The 21,436-nt window shown below is 71.0% G+C and carries 17 protein-coding genes and 1 riboswitch; of the genes, 13 read left to right on the plus strand and 4 right to left on the minus strand.

Annotated features, from left to right (window positions below; all coding sequences use genetic code 11):
* Window positions 1-89: 89 nt before the first annotated feature.
* The gene (locus ABD333_RS06745; protein WP_344538653.1) at window positions 90-806 is read left to right on the plus strand and encodes a hypothetical protein; all 717 of its coding nucleotides are present in this window, start codon (window positions 90-92) and stop codon (window positions 804-806) included.
* Here ABD333_RS06745 and ABD333_RS06750 read toward each other — a convergent pair.
* The gene (locus ABD333_RS06750; RefSeq protein WP_344538654.1) at window positions 775-2,166 is read right to left on the minus strand and encodes a pyridoxal phosphate-dependent decarboxylase family protein; all 1,392 of its coding nucleotides are present in this window, start codon (window positions 2,164-2,166) and stop codon (window positions 775-777) included. The two genes, ABD333_RS06745 and ABD333_RS06750, sit on opposite strands and share 32 nt — an antisense overlap.
* A 316-nt stretch (window positions 2,167-2,482) precedes the next feature.
* Window positions 2,483-3,499, minus strand: a complete 1,017-nt coding sequence (gene galT / locus ABD333_RS06755; protein ID WP_344538868.1) for a galactose-1-phosphate uridylyltransferase — start codon at window positions 3,497-3,499, stop codon at window positions 2,483-2,485.
* Between the two features lie 402 nt (window positions 3,500-3,901).
* Window positions 3,902-4,053, plus strand: a riboswitch (cyclic di-AMP (ydaO/yuaA leader).
* A 13-nt stretch (window positions 4,054-4,066) separates the two neighbouring features.
* Here galT and ABD333_RS06760 point away from each other — a divergent pair.
* From ABD333_RS06760 to ABD333_RS06810, 11 genes are all read left to right on the plus strand, one after another.
* Window positions 4,067-4,831 carry a CHAP domain-containing protein gene (locus ABD333_RS06760; RefSeq protein WP_344538656.1) on the plus strand — a complete coding sequence of 255 codons (765 nt, stop codon included), beginning with the start codon at window positions 4,067-4,069 and terminating at the stop codon, window positions 4,829-4,831.
* Window positions 4,832-5,065: 234 nt separating this feature from the next.
* On the plus strand, window positions 5,066-7,990 hold the full coding sequence (locus tag ABD333_RS06765; protein ID WP_344538658.1) for a bifunctional glycosyltransferase/CDP-glycerol:glycerophosphate glycerophosphotransferase: 2,925 nt from the start codon (window positions 5,066-5,068) through the stop codon (window positions 7,988-7,990).
* Entirely contained in the window at window positions 7,974-9,257 is a 1,284-nt protein-coding gene (locus tag ABD333_RS06770) for a glycosyltransferase (protein WP_344538660.1), read from the plus strand. The genes ABD333_RS06765 and ABD333_RS06770 overlap by 17 nt, the downstream gene beginning before the upstream one ends.
* Before the next feature lie 127 nt (window positions 9,258-9,384).
* Window positions 9,385-11,367 carry a SpoIIE family protein phosphatase gene (locus tag ABD333_RS06775; protein ID WP_344538662.1) on the plus strand — a complete coding sequence of 661 codons (1,983 nt, stop codon included), beginning with the start codon at window positions 9,385-9,387 and terminating at the stop codon, window positions 11,365-11,367.
* A gap of 37 nt (window positions 11,368-11,404) precedes the next feature.
* A complete protein-coding gene (locus ABD333_RS06780; protein ID WP_344538664.1) occupies window positions 11,405-12,625 on the plus strand; it encodes an acyl-CoA dehydrogenase family protein in 1,221 nt (406 codons plus the stop codon).
* Window positions 12,622-13,404, plus strand: coding sequence for an SDR family oxidoreductase (locus ABD333_RS06785; protein ID WP_344538665.1), 783 nt, complete (start codon window positions 12,622-12,624; stop codon window positions 13,402-13,404). The genes ABD333_RS06780 and ABD333_RS06785 overlap by 4 nt, the downstream gene beginning before the upstream one ends.
* Before the next feature lies 1 nt (window position 13,405).
* Window positions 13,406-14,023, plus strand: a complete 618-nt coding sequence (locus ABD333_RS06790) for a TetR/AcrR family transcriptional regulator (RefSeq protein WP_344538666.1) — start codon at window positions 13,406-13,408, stop codon at window positions 14,021-14,023.
* A gap of 27 nt (window positions 14,024-14,050) precedes the next feature.
* Window positions 14,051-15,205, plus strand: coding sequence for an acetyl-CoA C-acetyltransferase (locus ABD333_RS06795; protein ID WP_344538668.1), 1,155 nt, complete (start codon window positions 14,051-14,053; stop codon window positions 15,203-15,205).
* A 16-nt stretch (window positions 15,206-15,221) separates the two neighbouring features.
* Window positions 15,222-16,370, plus strand: coding sequence for a CoA transferase (locus tag ABD333_RS06800; protein ID WP_344538670.1), 1,149 nt, complete (start codon window positions 15,222-15,224; stop codon window positions 16,368-16,370).
* Complete coding sequence (locus ABD333_RS06805) at window positions 16,367-17,197, plus strand: HTD2 family dehydratase (protein WP_344538672.1); 831 nt, start codon at window positions 16,367-16,369, stop codon at window positions 17,195-17,197. Before ABD333_RS06800 ends, ABD333_RS06805 begins: the two co-directional genes overlap by 4 nt.
* A gap of 32 nt (window positions 17,198-17,229) precedes the next feature.
* Window positions 17,230-17,853, plus strand: a complete 624-nt coding sequence (locus ABD333_RS06810; protein ID WP_344538673.1) for a TetR/AcrR family transcriptional regulator — start codon at window positions 17,230-17,232, stop codon at window positions 17,851-17,853.
* On the opposite strand, the gene ABD333_RS06815 is transcribed toward ABD333_RS06810, so the two are convergent.
* Window positions 17,831-18,388: a TetR/AcrR family transcriptional regulator gene (locus ABD333_RS06815; protein WP_344538675.1), complete on the minus strand. Its 558-nt coding sequence runs from the start codon at window positions 18,386-18,388 to the stop codon at window positions 17,831-17,833. The genes ABD333_RS06810 and ABD333_RS06815 overlap by 23 nt on opposite strands.
* 73 nt (window positions 18,389-18,461) lie before the next feature.
* Between ABD333_RS06815 and ABD333_RS06820 the strand changes: the two genes are divergently transcribed.
* Window positions 18,462-20,282 (plus strand): ABC transporter ATP-binding protein, encoded by a 1,821-nt coding sequence (locus ABD333_RS06820; protein WP_344538677.1) that lies wholly within the window; start codon window positions 18,462-18,464, stop codon window positions 20,280-20,282.
* Here the strand turns inward: ABD333_RS06820 and ABD333_RS06825 are convergent.
* Complete coding sequence (locus ABD333_RS06825) at window positions 20,236-21,396, minus strand: acyl-CoA dehydrogenase family protein (protein WP_344538679.1); 1,161 nt, start codon at window positions 21,394-21,396, stop codon at window positions 20,236-20,238. The two genes, ABD333_RS06820 and ABD333_RS06825, sit on opposite strands and share 47 nt — an antisense overlap.
* Window positions 21,397-21,436: the final 40 nt, after the last annotated feature.

The following is a 21,436-nucleotide window of genomic DNA, read 5'->3' on the forward strand; positions in this document are numbered from 1 at the left end:
GTGACGACGGACGGGTGACGGCTGGCTCTACGCCTTCGGTTAGCCGCACGCCTAAGGCTAGTGCGGCGCCCCCCGAGAGGGTTGTGAAGGTGCCTGCGGGGGTTCGGGCCGGGTATGTCGTTTTTGATCGGCGCAGCGGGAAGGTGCTGCTGCGGCATCGGGTGCGGCAGACGGTGCGGTCGGCCTCGGTGGTGAAGGTCCTGATCGCGCTCGATCAGCTTGAGCGGGCGGGGGATCGGGGTGTGATGGGCAGGATGCTCCGGTCCAGTGACGACAAGGCGGCCACGTACTTCTGGCGGCGGGGTGGGCAAGGGAAGATCATCCAGCGGATGGCGCGGAAGGCCGGGTTGACGGAGACGGCGCCGCCGCCTGCGGACAAGCCCGGGTTCTGGGGATATACCGCGCTGAGCGCCGGAGACGTGCTCAAGACCTATCGGTATCTGCTGGAGAAGGCGCCCAAGGGGCACCGGGACTTTGTGGTCGGGCAGCTGCGGCGCGCCACGCAGTGCGGGACGGATGGGTTCGATCAGTTCTTCGGGATTCCGCGGGCCGTGCCCAAGCCCTGGGCGATCAAGCAGGGGTGGTCGGGGTTCGGGGACGTTCCGGCGGTGCGGTGTAGGGAGGGCACGTTCCGGCCAGTGGTCGGGCCTGATCTCGGGCTTGGGCGGCCGGTTCTGCATACGACGGGGATCGTGGGCCACCGGATCTTCGTGGTGCTGACGCTGCAGCCGGCGGGGAGTTCGTTCCAGGCGGCCAGTGAACGGGTGACCAAGCTCACTCGCGATCTTTATAAGGCGTCGCGTTGATCTCTTTGGCGATCCGTTCCACGTCGGCGTCGGTGGTGCGCCAGTTGCTGAACGCGGCGCGGAGGGCCGGGGTCCCGGCGTAGACGGTGGGCGTCAGGAACGTCGTGCCGGACGCGGTGAGGTCATGGGTGATCTTGTCGAGGGCCTCTTTGGTGGGCTTGTCGAGCGTGAAGCACACCACGTTCAGGCGTACGGGGGCCAGCAGGCGCCAGTGGGGAGAGGCCGCGATGGCGTCGCCCAGACGTTGGGCGTGGGCGATGTTGTGTTCGACGATCGAACGGTGGCCCTCGCGGCCGTAGGCGCGAAGGGTCAGCCAGGCCGGGAGGGCGCGCAGGCGCCGGGAGCTCTCCGGGGTCAGATGGACGAAGTCCGGGTCCGCGGTGGGCAGGCCGATGTAGGCGGCGGCGTTCTGGAAGATCCGGACCTGGAGGTCCCGGCGCCGGGTGAGCTGGATCGCCGAGTCGTACGGGACGTTCAGCCACTTGTGCAGGTCCACGCAGATCGAGTCGGCGAGCGTGAGGCCCGCGACGAGGTGGGCGTGGGCGGGGGAGAGCGCGGCGAACCCGCCGAACGCGGCGTCCACGTGGAGCCAGAACGGATGGCGCTCGCGGAGGGCGGCGATGGCTTCGAGATCGTCGAAATCGGTGGTGTTCACGGTGCCCGCGTTGGCCACGACGATGGCGGGGCCTGAAAGCTCGTCCAGGGCGGAGGCGAGGGCGTCGACGTCGACGGCCTCGCGGCCCGGGAGGGTCGGGACGGTGCGCAGGCTGTCCCGGCCGATCCCCAGTATGGAGAGGGCTTTGTAGATCGTGGAGTGCGGCGTCCCGGAGAGAACGGTGATCTTCCCGAGGGCGGACACGCCCGTGTCGGCGATCGAGATGCCCTGCCGTTCGCCCAGCCATTCGCGGGCCAGCGCCAGGCCGACGGTGTTGGACATGGTCGCGCCCGAGACGAACGAACCGGAGTGCTCCTCGCCGACCCCGAAGAGCTCGCGGAGCCACGTGATCGTCTCTCGTTCGAGGTCCGACGCGGACGAGTCCACGCCGGGGCCGGCGTTCTGGTCCAGAACGCCGGTCAGCCAGTCGCCCGCGACGGACGCCGGGGTCGCTCCACCGGTGACGAAACCGAGATAGCGAGGCCCCGCACTGCCCGAGAAGCCCGGCTCCCAGCGTTCGGCGAACTCGGCGAGGGCCTCGTCCAGGCCGATTCCCGAGGCCGGGAGGGGGTCTGGCGAGGAGGGAACGGGCGGGACCGCGGCCGGCCGGTCGCCCAGCCCGGCCAGGATGCCGGCGGCCCTGGCTCGCACGTTCTCCAGCAACTCGGGCATTCGAGCCAGATCATCGGCCAGACGGGCGTCCATGACGGTCTCCTCACAGCGGTCCGGGGGACCCCATGAACGCTAGAGAACGGGCTCGTGCCGTGTCGCGGTCCAATGCCGGGAAGTGGCCTGGTGCGCTAGGGCGTGTTTCATGAGTCGCGTCCGTAGCGAGCGGCGTCCAGGTGCGTGCATCGCAAGGCGGAGGAGGGAGTCAGCCCGGGTTTGGCTGTCGACCGCTTGTCCGGGGTCCCCGCCGAAACGCGGAGCTCTGCGGAGCGTTTTGGTGGGGTGGGGCGACAACGCGGCGAGGCGCGTGCCTGGGCGTCGCGCAGTAGGACAGGGGCTTATGAAACGCGCCCTAGGCCTCGCGGAGGCGGCGGGCGGCGTCTTCCGGGCTCACGTCGTTCACGAACGCGCCCATCGCCGACTCCGAGCCCGCCAGATACTTCAGCTTCCCGGGAGCGCGCTGGACCGAGAAGAGCTCCAGGTGCAGCCAGGCCAGGTCGCGGTCCGTGCGGACGGGCGCCTGGTGCCAGGCCGAGACGTAGGGCAGCGGCATGCCGAAGAGCCGGTCGAGGCGGCTCAGCAGGTCCAGGTAAAGCGCGCCGAAGGCCTCGCGTTCGGCGCCGTCCAGGGCGGGCAGGTCGGGGACGCGGCGATGCGGGTAGACGTGCACCTCGTACGGCCAGCGCGCCGCCTTGGGCACGAACGCCGTCCAGAGCTCGTTGGCCGCCACGACGCGTACGGCCTCCTCGCGTTCGGCCGCCAGCACCTCCGCGAAGAGATCACCCGGGTGGCGGCCCGCGACGTCCAGCATGCGCCGCGTGCGCGGAGGCACGAACGGGTAGCCGTAGATCTGCCCGTGCGGGTGGTGCAGGGTGACGCCGATCGCCTCGCCGCGGTTCTCGAAGCAGAAGACCTGCTCCACGCCGGGGAACGCGGACAGCTCGGCGGTACGGTCCGCCCAGGCCTCGATGACGGTCTGGACCTGCTCAGGCGGCAGTTCGGCGAACGACCTGCCGTGCTCGGATGTGAAGCACATCACCTCGCAGCGCCCGCCGGAGACGCCGTCGCCGTACGAGGGGAACCGGTTCTCGAACACCACCACCTCGTACTCCGGCGACGGGATCTCGGTCGGCCGTCCCGGCGAGGAGGGGCAGAGCGGGCAGTCGTCGGCCGACGGCAGGAAGGTCCGGGTCTGGCGGTGCGCGGCCACGGCGACCCATTCGTCGAGCAGCGGGTCGTACCGCAGCTCCGACGCCGCCGCGCGGCCCGGCAGCGGCCGCTCGTCGGCGGCGCTCCGGTCGGCGTCGTCCCGCCGGTCGAAGTAGATCAGTTCGCGGCCGTCGGCCAGCCGGGTGACGGTGCGCTTCACCCCGCGTCCTTCGATCATGGGTTCACCCTGCCACGCGCAGCCCCGGCCCTCCTGTGACGAGGGCCACGGCCCATGCGAAATCCCCCTGCCTGGCGGGGCTGCATGCCCTTCTTACACGCAATCTTGACGCTCTGTTGGGAGAACGGGAATGGGCCCTTGGGGGTCGGTGTTGAGATCCATGTGGCACTTCGAAGAACCTCTTTGGTGATGATTTGCCATCTCGTGAGGGTTTGATACCTTCTGTCCGAATCTTGCGACGCACCCCATGCGTTGCGCCGGTCTTGAGCCGCATCAGGCCCTGATCGTCGAACGGTGGCCACCCATTGACGTGGCCTTGACGCGCGGCCGTGTGTTCCGCGCCTTCGTTCCGAGATCCATCCGAATAGCCGGGCACCGCGCTCGCGGTGCCCCTGGCCGAGTCCGCATCCCCCCTCACCGGATGCGGAGCCGGGGACCCACTTTGCAGGGGTGAATCGGCGTTCCATCGCGAACGCCGTAGGGCTCTTCCATGCCCGAATCCGTCAGCTAACCCGGTAGGCGACATGGGAGTTAGGGAGTTTCTCTTTCATGCTCGATCGCAAAATCGTGAAGCCGGCGTCCGATGACCCGAACACCATCGTGGGCGTCGCCCTCAGCGCCGTCCTGGCCGGAGCCCTCGGGCTCGCCGTCCTGAGCCCCTTCGGCTCCGACGCCACCGCCGACACCCGCGCCGACGCCCAGGTCGCCGGCCCCGAGCACGCCCGCAAGGGTGCGAGCAAGTCCGGCAAGTCCGGCAAGTCCGGCGAGGCCGTCTCCGCGAGCAAGGCCGAGAAGGCCAGTGCCGCCCCCGCGACCTCCGCCGAGGCGATCAAGGTCGCCATGAAGCAGGTCGGCATCACCGAAGGCCGCGACGGCCAGACCAAGTTCCACGACTGGTACATGACGACCAACGAGGCCAAGCTCACCGCCAAGCGTGACGGCGGCGACCCCGCCGAGTACAGCGGCGCGGCCTGGTGCAACATGTTCGTGTCGTGGGTCGGCGCCCAGGCCGGCGTCAAGGGCATGGGCTGGGACGCCTACACCGTCCAGCACGCCCGGTGGCTCGACAAGAACAACAAGTGGGGCCAGCAGGCCAAGCCCGGTGCCCTGGTCTTCTTCGACTGGCAGAACGGCTCGTCCGGCGGCATCGACGGCATCGACCACGTCGGGATGGTCGTCAAGGACAACGGCGACGGCACCATCTCCACGGTCGAGGGCAACATCAGCAGCTCCGTGGTCAAGAAGGTCCGGCCGAAGTCGTCCGTCGTGGGCTACGGCTACCCCGACTACGCCGACTACAACAAGAAGTCCTGACCTTCTCCAAGGAGTCCTGACCCTCGCAGGACTCGACCCCCCGCTACGAAGGCGCCCGGCTCCGGCCGGGCGCCTTCGGGCGTTTCGGCCTTCGGGCGTGTTTGAGTTGTTTGGCCGAGTTCGACCCATCTTCGGTAATACGAAGCATTCGGACGCTTTGCCCCTGCTTGGACCCGTGATCCGCGTTTCTGGAAAGGAACACGGCACATGGGATGAAGCGGAGGGAGTTGTTCGATGCCCGGGCGACCGGACGTCAGCGTGGTCGTGATCGGATACAACGACGCCGCGCGGCTTCCGCGTGCCGTCGGGTCCGTGCTCGGCCAGTCGCTGGGCGCGGTCGAGGCGGTGGTCGTGGACGACGCCAGCACGGACGGCACCGGCGAGGTGGCCGACGAGCTGGCGGACGAGCACCCCGGGCGCGTGCGCTCCGTACGCCTGCCGGTCAACTCGGGAGGCTGCGGCCGGCCGCGCAACGTCGGGGCCGAGCATGCCCGCGGCCGGTACGTGATGTTCCTGGACAGCGATGATCTCCTCGACCGGCACGCCTGCCTCAACCTGGTCGCCGCCGCGGAGGAGACGGGGGCCGATCTGGTGTCCGGCCTCTGCACGCGAATCCTGCTCAACACCGCCTACGCCCCCTCCAAGGAATGCCACTGGTACCCGTGGCTTTACGCCCGCCGCGCGCTCTTCGGGTCCCTCCATGACAAGCCCGATCTCCTCTACGACACCCTGTCCACCAACAAGGCCTACCGGCGCGAGTTCCTCCTCGACCACGGGCTGCGCTTCGTCGAGGGCCTGCATTACGAGGACCTGCTGTTCACCGCCGAGGCCTACCTGGCGGCCGATCGCACCGCTCTCATCCCGCACCGCGTCTACAACTGGTTCGTCGAGCCGAAGGCCGTGACCGCGCCGTCGATCTCCAACCGTCGCGCCGAACTCGCCAACTTCGCCGACCGGCTGGAGGTCCACCGGCGGATCGACGCGCTGTTCCGGCTGCGCGGCGCGTACGAGCTGAAACGGGCCAAGGACGCCAAGTTCGTCAACCACGATCTGCTGCTCTACCTGCGCGAGCTGCGCGATCGCGACACCGTCTACCGCGCGGGCTTCCTGGAGCTGGCGGCCGCCTACCTCGCGGAACTCGACGCGCGCGTCTTCGCGGAGGCCAATCCGGTCCCCGCGATCGCCGCGTTCCTGCTCCGCGAGCGTGACCTGACCGGGGCGCTCGCCGCGGCCGAGTACGGACGGGGCAAGCGGACGGAGCTGCGCAGCCAGCTACGGGAACAGGACGGCCGGATCTTCTGGGGTACGCGCCGCGCCGACAGCGCGTTGGCCCGCCGCGTCCTCGACGTCACCGGCCTGGGCCTGCACCAGCGGCCTCTGCGCGAGCTGTCGCCCGCCAACACGGTCACATGCCTGGCCATGCGGGGAGGACGCGCGCACATCGAAGGCCATGTGCTGAACGTGCTGCGGCGCGTCCCCGCCAACGCCGAGCTGAGCGGCACGCTCGAACTGAACGATCGGCGCCGCCCTGCCCGGGTGCGCCGCATCCCCGCCACCGTGACCCACGACGGCGACCGTCTCCGCTGGCGCGCCGACTTCGACCCGGCGCGGCGGCTGCGTCCGTTCGGGTTCGCCGATCCCGTCTGGGACGTGCGGTTTCGCCTCGACGTCGACGGCGAGGAGATCGTGACGCGGCCGGGGGAGGGCACGGGTACGGGAGAAAGCACCTGCCCAGGCGAGAGCACCGGCACCGGTACGGGACAGACGCTGGAGGGGGTCGTTCTGCCCGTACGGCCCCGTCTCACCCGGCTCGCGGCCGACGGCATGCGCTCGTACGTCACGGGCGCGGGCCATCTGGCGTTCAAGCTGGAAGGTGCCGGCAGGCTGACCTGCGCGACGATGGCCGCGGTGCACTGGGCCGCCGCCACTCCGCCGGGCCGCGGCGCCTGGACCCGCGTCCGCCGGCTGGAACGGTCGGTCCTGCGCACGCTCACCGCCCGCAAGACCAAGGTCGCCGTCTTCAACCGCGTGCTCAGCAGGCTTCCGGTACGGGCCGGGAGCGTGGTGTTCGAGAGCCAGCTCGGCGAGCAGTACTCCGACAACCCCAAGTACATCTACCGCGAGCTGCGCCGAACCGGCGTCCCCGTGCACGCCGTGTGGTCGTACGCGTCGTCCGCCCGCGGCTTTCCTTCTGACGCGACGCTCGTCAAACGGGGTTCGTGGAGCTACTTCCTCGCACTGGCCAGAGCTCAGTACTGGATCGACAACCAGGGCTTCCCCGACGGCCTCAGAAAGCGCCGGGAGACCACCTACATCCAGACCTGGCACGGATCGGCGTTCAAGACTATGGGATTCGACCAGCCGAGCATCAAGAGCGGCACCCGCGGCCAGCGCGAACGTCTCCAGCGCATGGTCGAACGCTATGACTGTTTCCTGGTGCGGTCCGAGCACGACGTCGGCACCCTCGTCAAAGGGATGGGCGTCCGCGCGGAGCTGCTGCCCGTCGGCTATCCGCGCAACGACCCGCTGGTCACCCAGGGCCGGGACGATCCCGAGCTCGCCGCCGACGTCGCCGCGCTGCGCGACCGGCTCGGCCTGAACGACGACGGCCGCCGGGTGGTGCTGTACGCGCCGACGTTCCGTTCGGGTCCGGACGGCCGCCCGGTCCGCGGCCTCGACCCGCCCGTCGACCCGGACCGGTTCGTGCAGGAGCTGGGGGACGACCTGCTGCTGCTCGTCCGCCCGCACTACCTCAGCACCGTGCGGCTGCCTCCCGCCGTCCAGGGCTCGATGCGGAACGTGGGCACCGTCCCCGACGTCACGCCGCTGTTGCTGCTCGCGGACGCGCTCGTCACCGACCATTCCTCGATCATGTTCGACTACGCCCTGCTCGACCGGCCGATGGTGTTCCACCTTCCCGAGGACGTGGCGTTCGGGCGCGGCTACTTCGACCTGACCCGGCACGCGCCCGGCCCGATCACGCGCACCGAGGACGAGCTGGTCGCCGAGCTGTCGGCGTTCGCCGCCGGTGGCGATCCGGGCGCGGGCCGCCGCCGGGCCTTCGCCGAACGGTTCGGCGAGCACGACCAGGGCACCGCCGCGCGGGCCGTGGTGGACCGATTCTTCAGGCAAGGGGATCCTCGTGGCCGAGCCGCGTGACGTTTTCATCGTCTGCAACAACACCGACGCCGTCGGAGGACTCCAGCGGTGGGCGCACCACCTGGCGCGCCTGCTGTCGGCCAGGGGGCACTTCGTCACGCTCGTCGGAATCACCCGCGCGCCCGAGCCGCACGACTACGGCCCGGACGACTCGTACCGCGTGGTGGTCCTGTACGACCGATGGCGGCCCTCGACGCTGAAATGGCGCCCGCGAACGCTGCGCCAACGGCTCAACGTGGCGGCGCGCGAGCGAGAACACAAGCGGACGAAAGAACTGCGGAAAGGCGCCGGCAGGCTCTCGGCTCTGTTCGCCGCCGCCCGTCCGGGTGCCGTGGTGATCTGCGCGCAGATCTGGGCGATGGAATGGGTCGCGTGCGCCGAGACCCGCGGCCTGAAGGTCATCGGGATGAGCCACGAGTCGTACGCGGCGACCCGCCGCTCGTCCCGGTACGGGCGGGTCAAGGAGTACTTCGCCGACGTCGACCGGATGCTCGCCCTCACACCCGAGGACGCCGACGCGTGGGCGCGCGACGGCATGACCAACGCCGACCACATGCCGAACCCGCTGCACGTGTCACCCGGCCGCTATCCCACGCTCGACGCACCCGTCGTCACCTGTATCGGGCGGCTCTCGTACGAGAAGGGCCTGGACATGATGCTGGAGGCGTGGCAGGAGGTCGCGCTCCGCCATCCTGAGTGGCGCCTGCGCCTTTACGGCTGCGGCCCGCAGGAGGAGGAGCTGCGGGAACGCGCCCGGAACGGGGGGATGGCCCGCTCGGTGGAGTTCCGGGGCGTCACCGACGAGATCGAGGCGGCGCTCGCCGAAACGTCGATCTTCGCGCTGCCGTCCCGGGACGAGGGCCTCCCGATGTCGGTGCTGGAGGCCATGGCGTACGGCCTGCCCACGGTCGCCTTCGACTGTGCCCCCGGAGTCCGCGAGCTGATCACCGACGGCGAGGAGGGCGCGCTGGTGCCGCCGGGCGACACGGCGGCGTTCGCGGCGGCGCTCGGCACGCTCATGGAGGACGCCGCGCTGCGCCGGACGATGGGCGCCCGCGCACGCGACTCGGTGCTGCGCTTCCACCCGGACGTCGTGCTCGATCGGTGGGAACGGCTGTTCGACCTCCTCCACCGAGACACATCCGGTGTACCGGCGCAAGCGGGAAGAACCCATCGAGCCGACAGTGAATTTCCGCCCACATTGCCTGGAACGGCCGTTCGAGTGGAATCGGGGTCACGCTCTTTTACCGCCGAGGGGGATTCGTGACCTGACGTTTGAGCGGGCAATGCAATGACTTGTTCTACAATTCAGACCTTTGGCCTCCCTCGGGCATGGTCGCCGCGGAACGGCCCTATATTTCGGGGACGCGGAATTTGCTGGAGTGTGCCTGAGGATGGGATTCATCGGGATGAAGATGCCCGACCTGAACGAACTCCGGGCGGCCATGCGAGGCAGGGCGGTGGTGGCCGAGGCCCGGGTGGTGCTCGCGGACCGGCTCGGCTGCCATGAGGGAGAGGCCCTGCAGCACCTGATCTGGCTGGCCAGGGACCTCGACCTGGAACTCGAGGACGCGGCGACGCTGATCGTCGCCCACCCCCCGGCCGGGTCCGGCAACAAGGCGCGCGCCAAAACCCGCGCCGAACCCCGTGACAAAACCCGCGCCAAGCCAGGCCCCAAAACCCGCGACAAGAGCCAAGCCAAAACCAAGGCCAAAACCAAGGCGCGCGACACCGCCCCCGGCAAATCCCGCGCCGGCAGGCGCGGCAGGACAGGCGACGAGACCCTGGGAAGGCTTACCGCGGAGGACTCGGCGGCGGAGGACTCGGCCGCCGACGCCCGGCTGCTGGCGGCGACGCCCGCGGACCCGGTCGCCCAGGCGGTCCTGGACGCGGCCCTCGGCTCGGCCTGCCTGCTGGTCCCGGTGCGGGCCGACGACGGCCATGTGGTCGACTTCCTGAACGCCGCGTTCGGTGCCGTGGCCGAGGACATCTTCGGCCGGAGCCCGGAGGAGCTGCTCGGCCGGCGGCTGTTGCGCACCGATCCGGGCTCCCTGCTGAACGGCCTCTTTCCCGCCTACGTCGAGGTGCTGGAGACGGGACGGCCGTTCGCGCGCGGCCCGTTCGACTACACCACCGTGCGGCACGGCACCTCGCGCACCGTCCGGCTGAGCATCCGCTGCGTCCGCGTGCCGACGGGTGTGTGCCTGACCTGGCGGTTCCACGACGAGGAGGAACGCCTGCGGCGCCGTCTGGACCTCTCGGAACGCCTCGCCAGGATCGGTTTCGGCGAGTGGAACATCGCCACCGACGAGCTCGACTGGTCTCCGCAGATGCTCGCCAACCACGGGCGGGACGAGGAGGACGGCCCGGTGGAGCCGGACGACTTCCCGAAGATCGTCGAGCCCGCGGACCTGCCCGTCTTCGAGCAGGCGGCGCACGTCCTGCTCAGGCGGCGGGAGCCCGTCCAGGTCGAGTACCGCATCCGCACGCCGGACGGCGCGAACCGGCACCTGTGGCTGTACGCCGAGCCGACTCTGGACCGCTCCGGCATGCTGACGGGCGTCAGCGCGCTGACCCAGGACATCACCAGCCGGCGTTCCATCGAGGGCGTGCTCGCCGAGACCCGCCGCGACCTGCTCCGGCTGCAGGGCGAGAAGGCCCGGGAGCGGCAGGTCGCGCTGACGCTGCGCCGTGCGGTGCTGCCGCCCGACCGCGTGCTCGCGGGCGCGCCGGGCGTCAGTGCGGCCGTCCGCAGCATCCCCGCCGAGAATCCGGCGCGCATAGGCGGCGACTGGTACGTGACGCGCGTGCTGCCAGGCGGGCGTTCGCTGTTCGCGGTCGGGGACGCCAGCGGTCACGGCCTGGCGGCCACCGCCGACATGGCGCGGATGCGCAACGGCCTGCTCGGTCTCGCCTACACGGGGGAGGACGCGGGGCGGCTCCTCGGCTGGCTCAACGACCTGGTGACCGAACTGGACCCCGCCACGACGGGAACGGCGGTGATCGCGCACTTCGATCCGGAGAGCGGCGAGCTGTGCTGGGCGGGTGCGGGGCATCCGCCGCCCATCCTGGTCAGGGACGGCAGGGCCCGCCTCCTGGAGGCCCCTGACGAGCCCGATCCGCTGCTCGGGGCGTTTCCCGGCATGGAGTACCGGACGAGCACGGTCCAGCTCGTCAGCGGCGACCTGGTCGTGCTCTACACCGACGGCGTGGTCGAACGGCGCGGCACGGACCTGGAGGACCAGATCGGCAAGCTGGCCGGGATCGCCGCGCGCCACGGCGGCGAGCTGCACCGGATGCTGGACGACATCCTGCGGAGCATGGGGCACGACCGTTTCGCCGACGACACGACGCTCTTCGCGCTCCGCGTGGGCTGACCATTCTTTCTAACAACCGTTTGGTAGAGTTCTGGTCGTGCACCAGAACGAGACAGACCAAGCCTTCCGCGCCGAGGTACGCGGCTGGCTGGAACACCACCTGTCGGGCGAGTTCGCGCACGCCCGGGGGCTCGGCGGACCGGGGCGCGAGCACGAGGCGTTCGCCGAACGGCTCGCCTGGGAACGGCACCTGGCGGCGGCGGGCTGGACGTGCCTGGGCTGGCCGCGGGAGTACGGCGGGCGCGGCGCGACCGTCGAACAGCAGGTGATCTTCAACGAGGAGTACGCCCTCGCCCGCGCGCCCGCGCGCGTCGGCCACATCGGCGAGAACCTGCTCGGGCCGACGATCATCGCGTTCGGCACCGAGGAGCAGCGCGCGCGGTTCCTCCCGCCGATCGTCGCGGTCGAGGAACTCTGGTGCCAGGGCTACTCCGAGCCCAACGCCGGCTCCGACCTCGCCAACGTGCAGACCCGCGCCGAGCTCGACGCCGGCCGCGGCGAATGGCGGATCAACGGCCAGAAGGTCTGGACGTCGCTGGCGCTGGAGGCCGACTGGTGCTTCGCCGTCTGCCGCACCGAGCCCGGGTCGGTCCGCCACAACGGGCTGTCCTATCTCCTGGTGCCGATGAGGCAGGAGGGCGTCGACATCCGGCCGATCGTGCAGCTCACCGGCACCTCGGAGTTCAACGAGGTGTTCTTCGACGACGCGCGGACCGGCGCGGGCGACATCGTGGGCGCGCCCGGCGACGGCTGGAAGATCGCCATGGCCACGCTCGGCTTCGAACGCGGCGTCGCCACGCTCGGCCAGCAGGTCGGCTTCCGCCGGGAGCTGGAGGGCGTCATCGAGCTGGCGCGGCGCACCGGCGCGATCGACGACCCGCTGCTGCGCGACCGCCTCACCCGCGCCTGGATGGGGCTGGAGATCATGAGGTTGAACGCGCTGCGGACGATGGCGGGCGTCGCGTCCGGCGCGCCCGGCCCCGAATCGTCGATCTCCAAGCTGGTCTGGGCCACCTGGCACCGCGACCTGGGCGAGCTGGCCATGGACGTGCTCGGCGCCTCCGGCCTGGTCGCCGACGGGAGGCGGGGGTGGGCCCCCGACAGGGGGTCGGAGTCAACACAGCCATACGACCTGAACGACTGGCAGCGGCTCTTCCTGTTCTCCCGTTCCGACACCATCTACGCCGGGTCGAACGAGATCCAGCGCAACATCATCGCCGAGCGCGTCCTCGGCCTTCCCCGGGAGGCACGCCCATGACCCCGCCCCCCGCCTACGTCCCCGGGCACGGGCTGCTGACCGACCGCGTCGTCGTCATCACCGCGGCGGCCGGGGCGGGCATCGGCGGCGCGACCGCGCGGCGCTGCCTGGAGGAGGGCGCGCGCGTGCTGATCTCGGACGCGCACGAACGGCGTCTCGGGCAGTCGCTCGCGGAGCTGGAGAAGGAGTTCGGCACCGGCAGGGTCGCCGCGCTGCCCTGCGACGTGACCTCCGAGGAGCAGGTCCGGGCGCTCTACGACCTGGCCCTCGAACGCTTCGGGCGCATCGACGTCGCGGTCAACAACGCCGGGCTCGGCGGCACCGCCGACCTGGTCGACATGCCGGACGACCAGTGGGACCGCGTCCTCGACATCACGCTGAACGGCACCATGCGCTGCACCCGCGCGGCCCTGCGCCGCATGCGCGACCAGGGCTCCGGTGTGATCGTCAACAACGCGTCGGTGATCGGGTGGCGGGCACAGAAGGGCCAGTCGCACTACGCCGCCGCCAAGGCCGGGGTCATGGCGCTCACCCGCTGCGCCGCACTGGAGGCCGCCGGCTTCGGGGTACGGATCAACGCGGTCTCGCCGTCCCTGGCCATGCACCCGCACCTGGTCAAGGTGACCTCGGAGGAACTCCTGGAGGAGCTGACGCGCCGCGAGGCGTTCGGCCGCTACGCCGAACCCTGGGAGGTGGCCAACGTTATCGTCTTCCTGGCCAGCGACTACTCGTCCTACATGACGGGCGAGGTCGTCTCCGTCTCCTCTCAGAAAGCGTGACATGAGCCCACGACGGCGCGACGCCGAAGGCACCGCCGCGGCACGGGCGGAACGGCGGGCCGAGCTGCTCGCCACCGCCGCCGAGGTGTTCGCCTCCCAGGGGTACGCCGCCACCACCGTCCGGAAGGTGGCCGACGCCGCCGGGATCCTCGGCGGCAGCCTGTACTACCACTTCGACTCCAAGGAGTCGATGGCCGACGAGATCCTTTCGACGTTCCTCGACGAGATGTGGGCCGCCTACGACCGGGTCCTCGCCGCCGGGCTCGGCGCCCGCGAGACGCTGGAGGCCCTGGTCGTGGAGTCGTTCCGCTCGATCGACCGGCACCGGCCCGCCGTCGTCGTCTACCAGAACGAGTCCAAGCACCTGGCGACCAGCGAACGGTTCCACTACCTGCTCGAATCGCGGCGGCGGTTCGAGGAGATGTGGCTGGCGCTGCTGGACCGGGGCATCGAGGAGGGCGCGTTCCGGCCCGACCTCGACCGTTCCCTGGTCTACCGGTTCATCCGCGACACCGTCTGGGTCGCGGCGACCTGGTACCAGACCGGCGGGCGGCTGTCCGCCGAAGAGATCGCCAAGCAGTACCTCGCCATGGTCCTGGAAGGGATCCAGGCGAGCTGAGACCCCCTGGCTGTTAGGAGACACGTCATGGCCGAGGCCTACATCGTCGAGGCGGTCCGCGCGCCGGTCGGGCGCCGCGGCGGCGGGCTCGCCGGGGTGCACCCGGCGGACCTGGGCGCCCACGTCCTGTCGGCGCTGATGGACCGCGCCGGGGCCGACCCGGCGGCGGTCGAGGACGTCGTCTTCGGCTGCGTCGACAACGTCGGCCCGCAGGCCGGGGACATCGCCCGCACCTGCTGGCTGGCGGCGGGGCTGCCCGAGGAGGTCCCCGGCGTCACCGTCGACCGCCAGTGCGGCTCCTCTCAGCAGGCCGTGCACTTCGCCGCCCAGGCGGTGCTGTCGGGCACCTCCGACCTGGTGGTGGCGGGCGGCGTGCAGAACATGTCGCAGATCCCGATCGCGTACGCGATGACCGCCGCCGAGCCGCTCGGCTTCGACAAGGGCCCGTTCGCCGGCTCCAAGGGCTGGGTGCGCCGCTACGGTGAGCGCGAGGTCTCGCAGTTCGCGGGCGCCGAGCAGATCGCCCGCGACTGGGACATCTCCCGCGAGGAGATGGAGGCGTTCGCGTACGAGTCGCACCAGCGCGCGATCCGCGCCATCGACGAGGGCCGCTTCGAACGCGAGATCGCCCCGTACGAAGGGGTCACCACCGACGAGGGACCGCGGCGCGACACCACCCGGGAGAAGATGGCCGGGCTCAAGGCCCTCGTCGAGGACGGCCGGCTCACCGCCGCGCTCTCCTCCCAGATCTCCGACGGCGCCGCCGCCCTCCTCATCGCCTCCGAGCAGGCCGTCCGCGACCACGGCCTCACACCGCGCGCCCGGATCCACCACCTCTCGGCGCGCGGCGAGGACCCGATCCGCATGCTGTCCGCCCCGATCCCGGCCACGGCGCACGCGTTCAAGAAGAGCGGCATGACGATGGACGACATCGACGCCATCGAGATCAACGAGGCGTTCGCATCGGTCGTGCTGGCCTGGCTCAAGGAGACCGGGGCAGACCCGGCCAAGACCAACCCCAACGGCGGCGCGATCGCGCTCGGGCATCCGCTCGGCGCGACCGGCGCCCGCCTCATGACCACCCTCCTGCACGAACTGGAGCGCACCGGCGGCCGCTACGGTCTGCAGACCATGTGCGAGGGAGGCGGCCAGGCCAACGTCACTATCCTGGAGCGTCTTTGATCCAGGGATGGTGGTCATGCTGGCAGGGCTGCGGGTCGTCGAGATCTCCAGTTTCGTCGCGGCGCCGCTGGGCGGGATGACCCTCGCCCAGCTGGGCGCCGACGTGATCCGGGTCGATCCGGTGGGCGGCGCGGCCGACACCGGGCGGTGGCCGCTCGCGCCGTCCGGCACGAGCCTGCTGTGGACCGGAATGAACAAGGGCAAACGATCGATCACCGTCGACTTCCGTTCGCCGGCGGGCCGCGAGGTCGTGACGCGTCTCGCGGCCGATGCCGGGATCGTGCTGACCAACGCCGTCGGCCGCGACTGGCTCGGCTACGAGGCCCTCGCGGGCGCCCGGCCCGACCTGATCCACCTGCAGATCGAGGGGCGTGCGGGCGGCGCGCCCGCCGTCGACTACACGGTGAACGCCGAGATCGGCTTTCCGCTGGTGACCGGGCCGCCCGACCACGCGGCCCCGGTTTCGCACGTCCTGCCCGCCTGGGACGTCGCCTGCGGCCTCTACGCGGCCGTCGGCATCCTCGCCGCCGAACGCCGCCGTTCCCGTACGGGCGAGGGCGCGCGGATCACGCTCCCGCTCTACGACGTCGCCCTCGCCACCGCGGGCAACCTCGGTTTCCTCGCCGAGGCGCAGCTCGGGCAGGAACGCCCTCGCGTCGGCAACCACCTGTTCGGCGGCTTCGGCCGTGACTTCGCCGTCGCCGACGGCCGTGTCATGGTCGTGGCCATGACCGGACGCCACTTCGCCGACCTCTGCCAGGTCACCGGGGTGCGGGAGACCGTCGCGGAGCTGGAACGCCTCCTGGGCGCGGACTTCTCCGTGGACGGCGACCGGTTCCGCCACCGTGAGGCGCTCGCCGCCCTGATGGCGCCGTGGTTCGAGTCACGCTCCCTCGCCGAGGTGGAGAAGGCGATGGAGGGCACGGCCGTGCTGTGGTCCCCGTACCGCCGGTTCACCGAGCTCGATCTCGACGCCAACCCCATGCTCGGTGACATCGACCAGCCCGGCGTGGGCCGTCTGCGCGCTCCGGCCTCCCCTCTCGACACCGGCGACGGCGACCGGACGGCCGTGCCGGCGCCGCGCCTCGGCGAGCACACCGACGCCATCCTCGAATCGCTCGGCCTGGACGCCGCCGAGCTGCGCGCGCAGGGCGCCGTGGCATGATCGGCATCGACGGCTGGTCGCCGGCGCCGCAGGAGACCACCGAACGGATCGACGCGGCGCCCGCGCTCGCGCTGGCCGGGCTCCTCGACGTCGAACCCCCGGTCGACGTGCTCCCGCCCCTCTGGCAGTGGCTTCACTTCCTGGACCGGCTCCCGCAGGCCGCCCTCGGCCCGGACGGCCATCCCCGCGACGGCCGTTTCCTGCCGCCCATCCCGGATCGTCGCCGCATGTTCGCCGGTGGCCGCTGCGCGTTCCACGACGCGATCCGCTTCGGCGACACCATCACCCGCCGCGCCGAACTGGCTTCGACCGTGCTCAAGCAGGGCCGGAGCGGCGAGCTGCTGTTCGTCACCGTCCGCCTCACCTACCTGCGGGACGGAACGGAGATCGCGGTCGAGGAGCAAGATCTCGTCTACCGCAGCGGCGCTCCGGACGCCGCTCCGGACGCCGTTGCCGTGTCGTACGAACCGCCGGAGGCCGACGGTGACTGGCTTCTGCCGTTCACCGCCGATCCGGTGTCGCTGTTCCGTTTCAGCGCGCTGACCTACAACGCCCACCGCATCCACTACGACGCGGCCTACGCGACGCAGGTCGAGGGGCATGCGGGTCTGGTCGTGCACGGCCCGTTGCTGGCGATCCTCTGCCTGGAGCTGCCGCGCCGCGCCGGCCTGCCGGTGCGGGAGCTGGCCTTCCGTGCCCGCAGACCCGTGTACGCGGGCCAGCCGATCGTGGTGACCGGATCTCCGAACGGCGACCTGGCCGTCCAGGCGCCGGGCGGCGTCACCGCGGTGACGGCGACGTTCGGGCCGGCTCCGTCAAACGATTGACCGCGAACGCGCGGCGAACCTAGCGTGACGCCATGACCAGCGATTCCAGCCCCGCGCGCGTGCTGGACGTTGCCACCCGGTTGTTCTCCGAGCTCGGCTACGACGGGACCTCGACCCGCATGATCGCCGAGGCCGCCGGGCTCGACCTCGCGACGGTGGCCCACCACGTGGGCGGCAAACGCGACCTGTACCTGGCCGTGATGGAACGCGCCCACCGGGCCGAACGGGCGGCCCTGGAGCACGCCCTCGCCGGGTTCACCCCGGACGCCGCGGGCGTGCACCGCCTCGTGGACGGGTATCTCGACTTCTGCGTCGAGCATCCGGAGGTTCCGGCGCTCTGGATGCACCGGTGGCTGTCCGACGCGGCCGACGTCGCCCACCTGGAGAACGTCTACGTCCGGCCCATGCTCGATCTGGTCGCCGAAGCGGTGCGGCCCGCCGTCGGCGACGGGACCGACCTCGAATACGCCCTGATGACGGTCATCTGGTGCACGCACGGCTTCAGCCGCGGCGGAGTGCTGGACGCGGGCGGGCGGCGCGTCGGCGTGGACGACCCCCGGCAGCTGGCGCGGTTCCGGGCCCACCTGCACCGGCTCGTCGGGCAGCTGCTCGACCTGCCCTGGCCGTCGGCGCTCAGGCGGCGATCGCCTTTGTGAGGCTCCGCAGGCACTGGGTCAGGGACTCGTGCTTGGACGCGCCATTGGTGTGGACGTGCGACCAGGCCGCGTAGAGCATGCACCAGATCAGATGCTGGATCCACACCGGATCCAGCGCGCGGTCGATCTCCCCGGCCGCCTGGCCGCGCTGGACGAGATCGATCAGTGCCCGGTCGGCCGCGGTCTCCTGCTCCCAGCCCTCCCAGTCCCAGAACTCCGGCACGTTGAAGACCAGGGTGAGGTTCTCACCGAGGTCGAAGTACTCCGAGCACAGCCGCGCCACCGCCTCCAGCGCCGGGCCCTCGGCAAGGCGGGACCGGTCGGTGGCGGCGGCGATCTTGTCGAGCACGTCGGCGCCGATGGCGGTCAGCAGGTCGGACCGCTCGGCGAAGTAACGGTGGATGGTCGTGCGCCCCACCGCCGCCGCGGCGGCCACGTCGGCGAGCGAGGCCGCCGGGTTCTTGGCGAGGACCGAGACGGCCGCGTCCAGGATGGCGCGACGGGTCCGCACCCGGGCCTTGGTCTCCGCTGTCATGCCGTGATGGTACCGCCTACTCCAAAATAAAACTCGTTTGACTCGAACGGAACATGTGTGTTCCATTAATGCCATGTCTGTTCCAGTTGAGTCCGGCCGCTTCCCGAGACTGCGGATCCTGTGGTCGTTCGCCCGCCCGTACCGCGGCAAGCTGGTGCTCGGCCTCGTTCTCGCGCTGGTCGGGTCGGCGCTCGGGCTGGCGACCCCGATGGTGACCAAGTGGATCCTGGACTCGCTGGACGCCGACCGGTCCCTCGGCGGGCCGATCGCGGCGCTGCTGGTCCTGATGATCTTCGGCGCGGGATTCGCGTACTGGCAGTGGATGCTGCTCGGCGCCCTGGGCGAACGGGTGGTGCTGGACGCCCGCGAGTCGCTCGTCCGGCGGTTCCTGCGGGCGACGGTGCCCGCGGTCACCGCCCGCCCGGTGGGGGAGATGGTCACCCGGGTCACCTCGGACACGGTGCTGCTCAGGGAGGCCGCGTCCGCCAGCGTGATCGGGCTGATCAACGGGGCGGTCATGCTCGCCGGGACCCTGATCCTCATGGGCGTGCTCGACCTGGTGCTGCTCGGCACCACGGTGGCGGCGCTCGCCGTGGTCGTCGTGCTGTTCGCCCTGCTGATGCCGTCGATCGCCAAGGCGCAGGAACGGGCGCAGGAGCACATCGGGCGGCTCGGCGGCGTGCTGGAGGGCACGCTGCGGGCCATCCGGACGGTCAAGGTCAGCCGGGCCGAGGACCGCCAGAGCGAACGGATCATGACCGACGCCCGCGCCTCGGCCGTGCACGGCGTCCGGGCCGTCCAGCGCGAGGCGACGGCGTGGACGATCGCCTGGACCGGCCTGCAGCTCGCGATCATCCTGATCCTCGGCGTCGGTGCCTGGCGGGTCGGCCAGGGCGGCTTGGAGGTGTCGGGCCTGATCGCGTTCCTGCTGTACGCGTTCGGCCTGATCGACCCGATCACCGAGCTCAGCCAGAACCTCACCACGCTGCAGTCGGGCATGGCCGCCGCGCAGCGCATCCGCGAGGTGGACGCGCTGGAGTCCGAGCTCGAAACACCCGAATCCCACCCCCGCGCGGACGTCTCCGCCCGCGAGGCCCTTGTGCATGATGGCGGTCCGTTGCTGGAGATGCGCGGGGTCACGGCGGCCTACGGTCCGGGGCTCGAACCGGTCGTCCGCCGGCTGGATCTCGCCATCCCGCGCCGTGGGCACACCGCGATCGTCGGGCCGTCCGGGGCCGGGAAGACGACCCTCTTCTCCCTCATCCTGCGCTTCCTCGAACCGCAGGAGGGCGAGCTGCTCCTCGACGGCCTGCCGTACGCCCACCACGGGCACGAAAGGCTGCGCGAGCGGCTGGCGTACGTGGAACAGGACACGCCGATCGTGCCGGGCACGATCCGCGACAACCTGCTGTTCTCGCATCCGGACGCGACCGAGGACGAGTTGCGCGCGGTGCTGCGCGACGTCCGGCTGGCCGACCGGATCGACTCCCTCGAAGCCGGTCTGGACACGCCGCTGTCGTCCACCTCGGTGTCCGGCGGCGAACGCCAGCGCATCGCGCTCGCGCGGGCCCTGCTGCGCACCCCCGACGTGCTGCTGCTGGACGAGGCCACGGCGCAGCTCGACGGGCTGACCGAGGCCGCCATCCATGACTGCATCCGGACCCGTGCCGCCGAGGGAGCGGTGGTGACCATCGCTCACCGGCTCTCCACGGTCGTCGACGCCGACACCATCCTGGTGATGGAGGCGGGCCGGATCCGCGCTCAGGGACGGCACGCCGAGCTGCTGGCGGCCGACGGGCTCTACCGGGAGCTCGTGGCGGCGCTCAGCGTGCCGGGATCGCCGCCGGTCAGGCTCGATCGATCCGATGACGATCGATCAGCTGTCGGACGATGACGTTGCGCTGGATCTCGTTGGTGCCCTCCCCGACGATCATCAGGGGCGCGTCGCGGAAGTAGCGTTCGACGTCGAACTCGGTGGAATAGCCCGCGGCGCCGTGGATGCGCACGGCGTTGAGGGCGATCTCCATCGCGGACTCCGACGCGTACAGCTTGGCCATCCCGGCCTCCAGGTCGCAGCGCTCGCCGCCGTCGAGCCGGTCGGCGGCGTCGAGCGTCAGCAGCCGGGCGGCGCTCAGCCGGGTGGCCATGTCGGCGAGGTAGTTGCCGACCGACTGGTGCTGCCAGATCGGCTTGCCGAACGCCTCGCGCTGCTGCGCGTACCGCAGCGAGTCCTCCAGCGCGGCGCGGCCGACGCCGAGCGCCCGCGCGGCGACCTGGATGCGGCCGACCTCCAGGCCGCGCATCATCTGCGCGAAGCCGCGGCCCTCCTCGCCGCCGAGCACGGCGTCCAGCGGCGCCTCGTACCGGTCGAACGAGAGCTCGCAGCTCTCCACGCCCTTGTAGCCGAGCTTGGGCAGGTCGCGGGAGACCGTCAGGCCTGGCCCCGGTTCGGCGAGGAGGATGCTGATGCCGCGATGGCGCGGCTCGGCGGCCGGGTCGGTCTTGCACATCAGAGCGATGAGGCCGGAGCGCCGCGCGTTGGTGATCCACATCTTGGCGCCGGTCACGACGTAGCGGTCGCCCTCGCGCCGGGCGGCCGTGCTCATCGCCTGCAGGTCGGAGCCGCCGGACGGCTCGGTGAGCGCCATCGTGGCGCGCAGCTCACCGGTCGCCATGCGCGGCAGGTAGCGGTCCTTCTGCGCCTCGGTGCCGAACGTGGCGATCAGCTGCGAGACGACGGTGTGCCCGCCGTACGCCCCGGCCAGCGACATCCAGCCGCGGGCGATCTCCTCGGTGACCAGCGCGTAGCAGCGCTTGGAGACGGCCGACTCCCCGTAGGGCGCGGGGACGGCGAGGCCGAAGACGCCGAGCTCCTTCATCCGCTCGATCAGCCGTTCCGGATAGGCGTCGGCGTGCTCCAGTTCCCGGGCCGCCGGGCGGACCTCCCGGTCGACGAAGTCCCGGACGACGCCGACGATGGCGGCCTCCTCCTCGGTCAGCGTGTGCAACGGCCTCCCCTTCCAGAACGCGGTTCTAATACTGTAGGGA

Source organism: Actinomadura fulvescens (assembly GCF_039533225.1).
GTDB classification, from domain to species: Bacteria; Actinomycetota; Actinomycetes; order Streptosporangiales; family Streptosporangiaceae; genus Spirillospora; species Spirillospora fulvescens.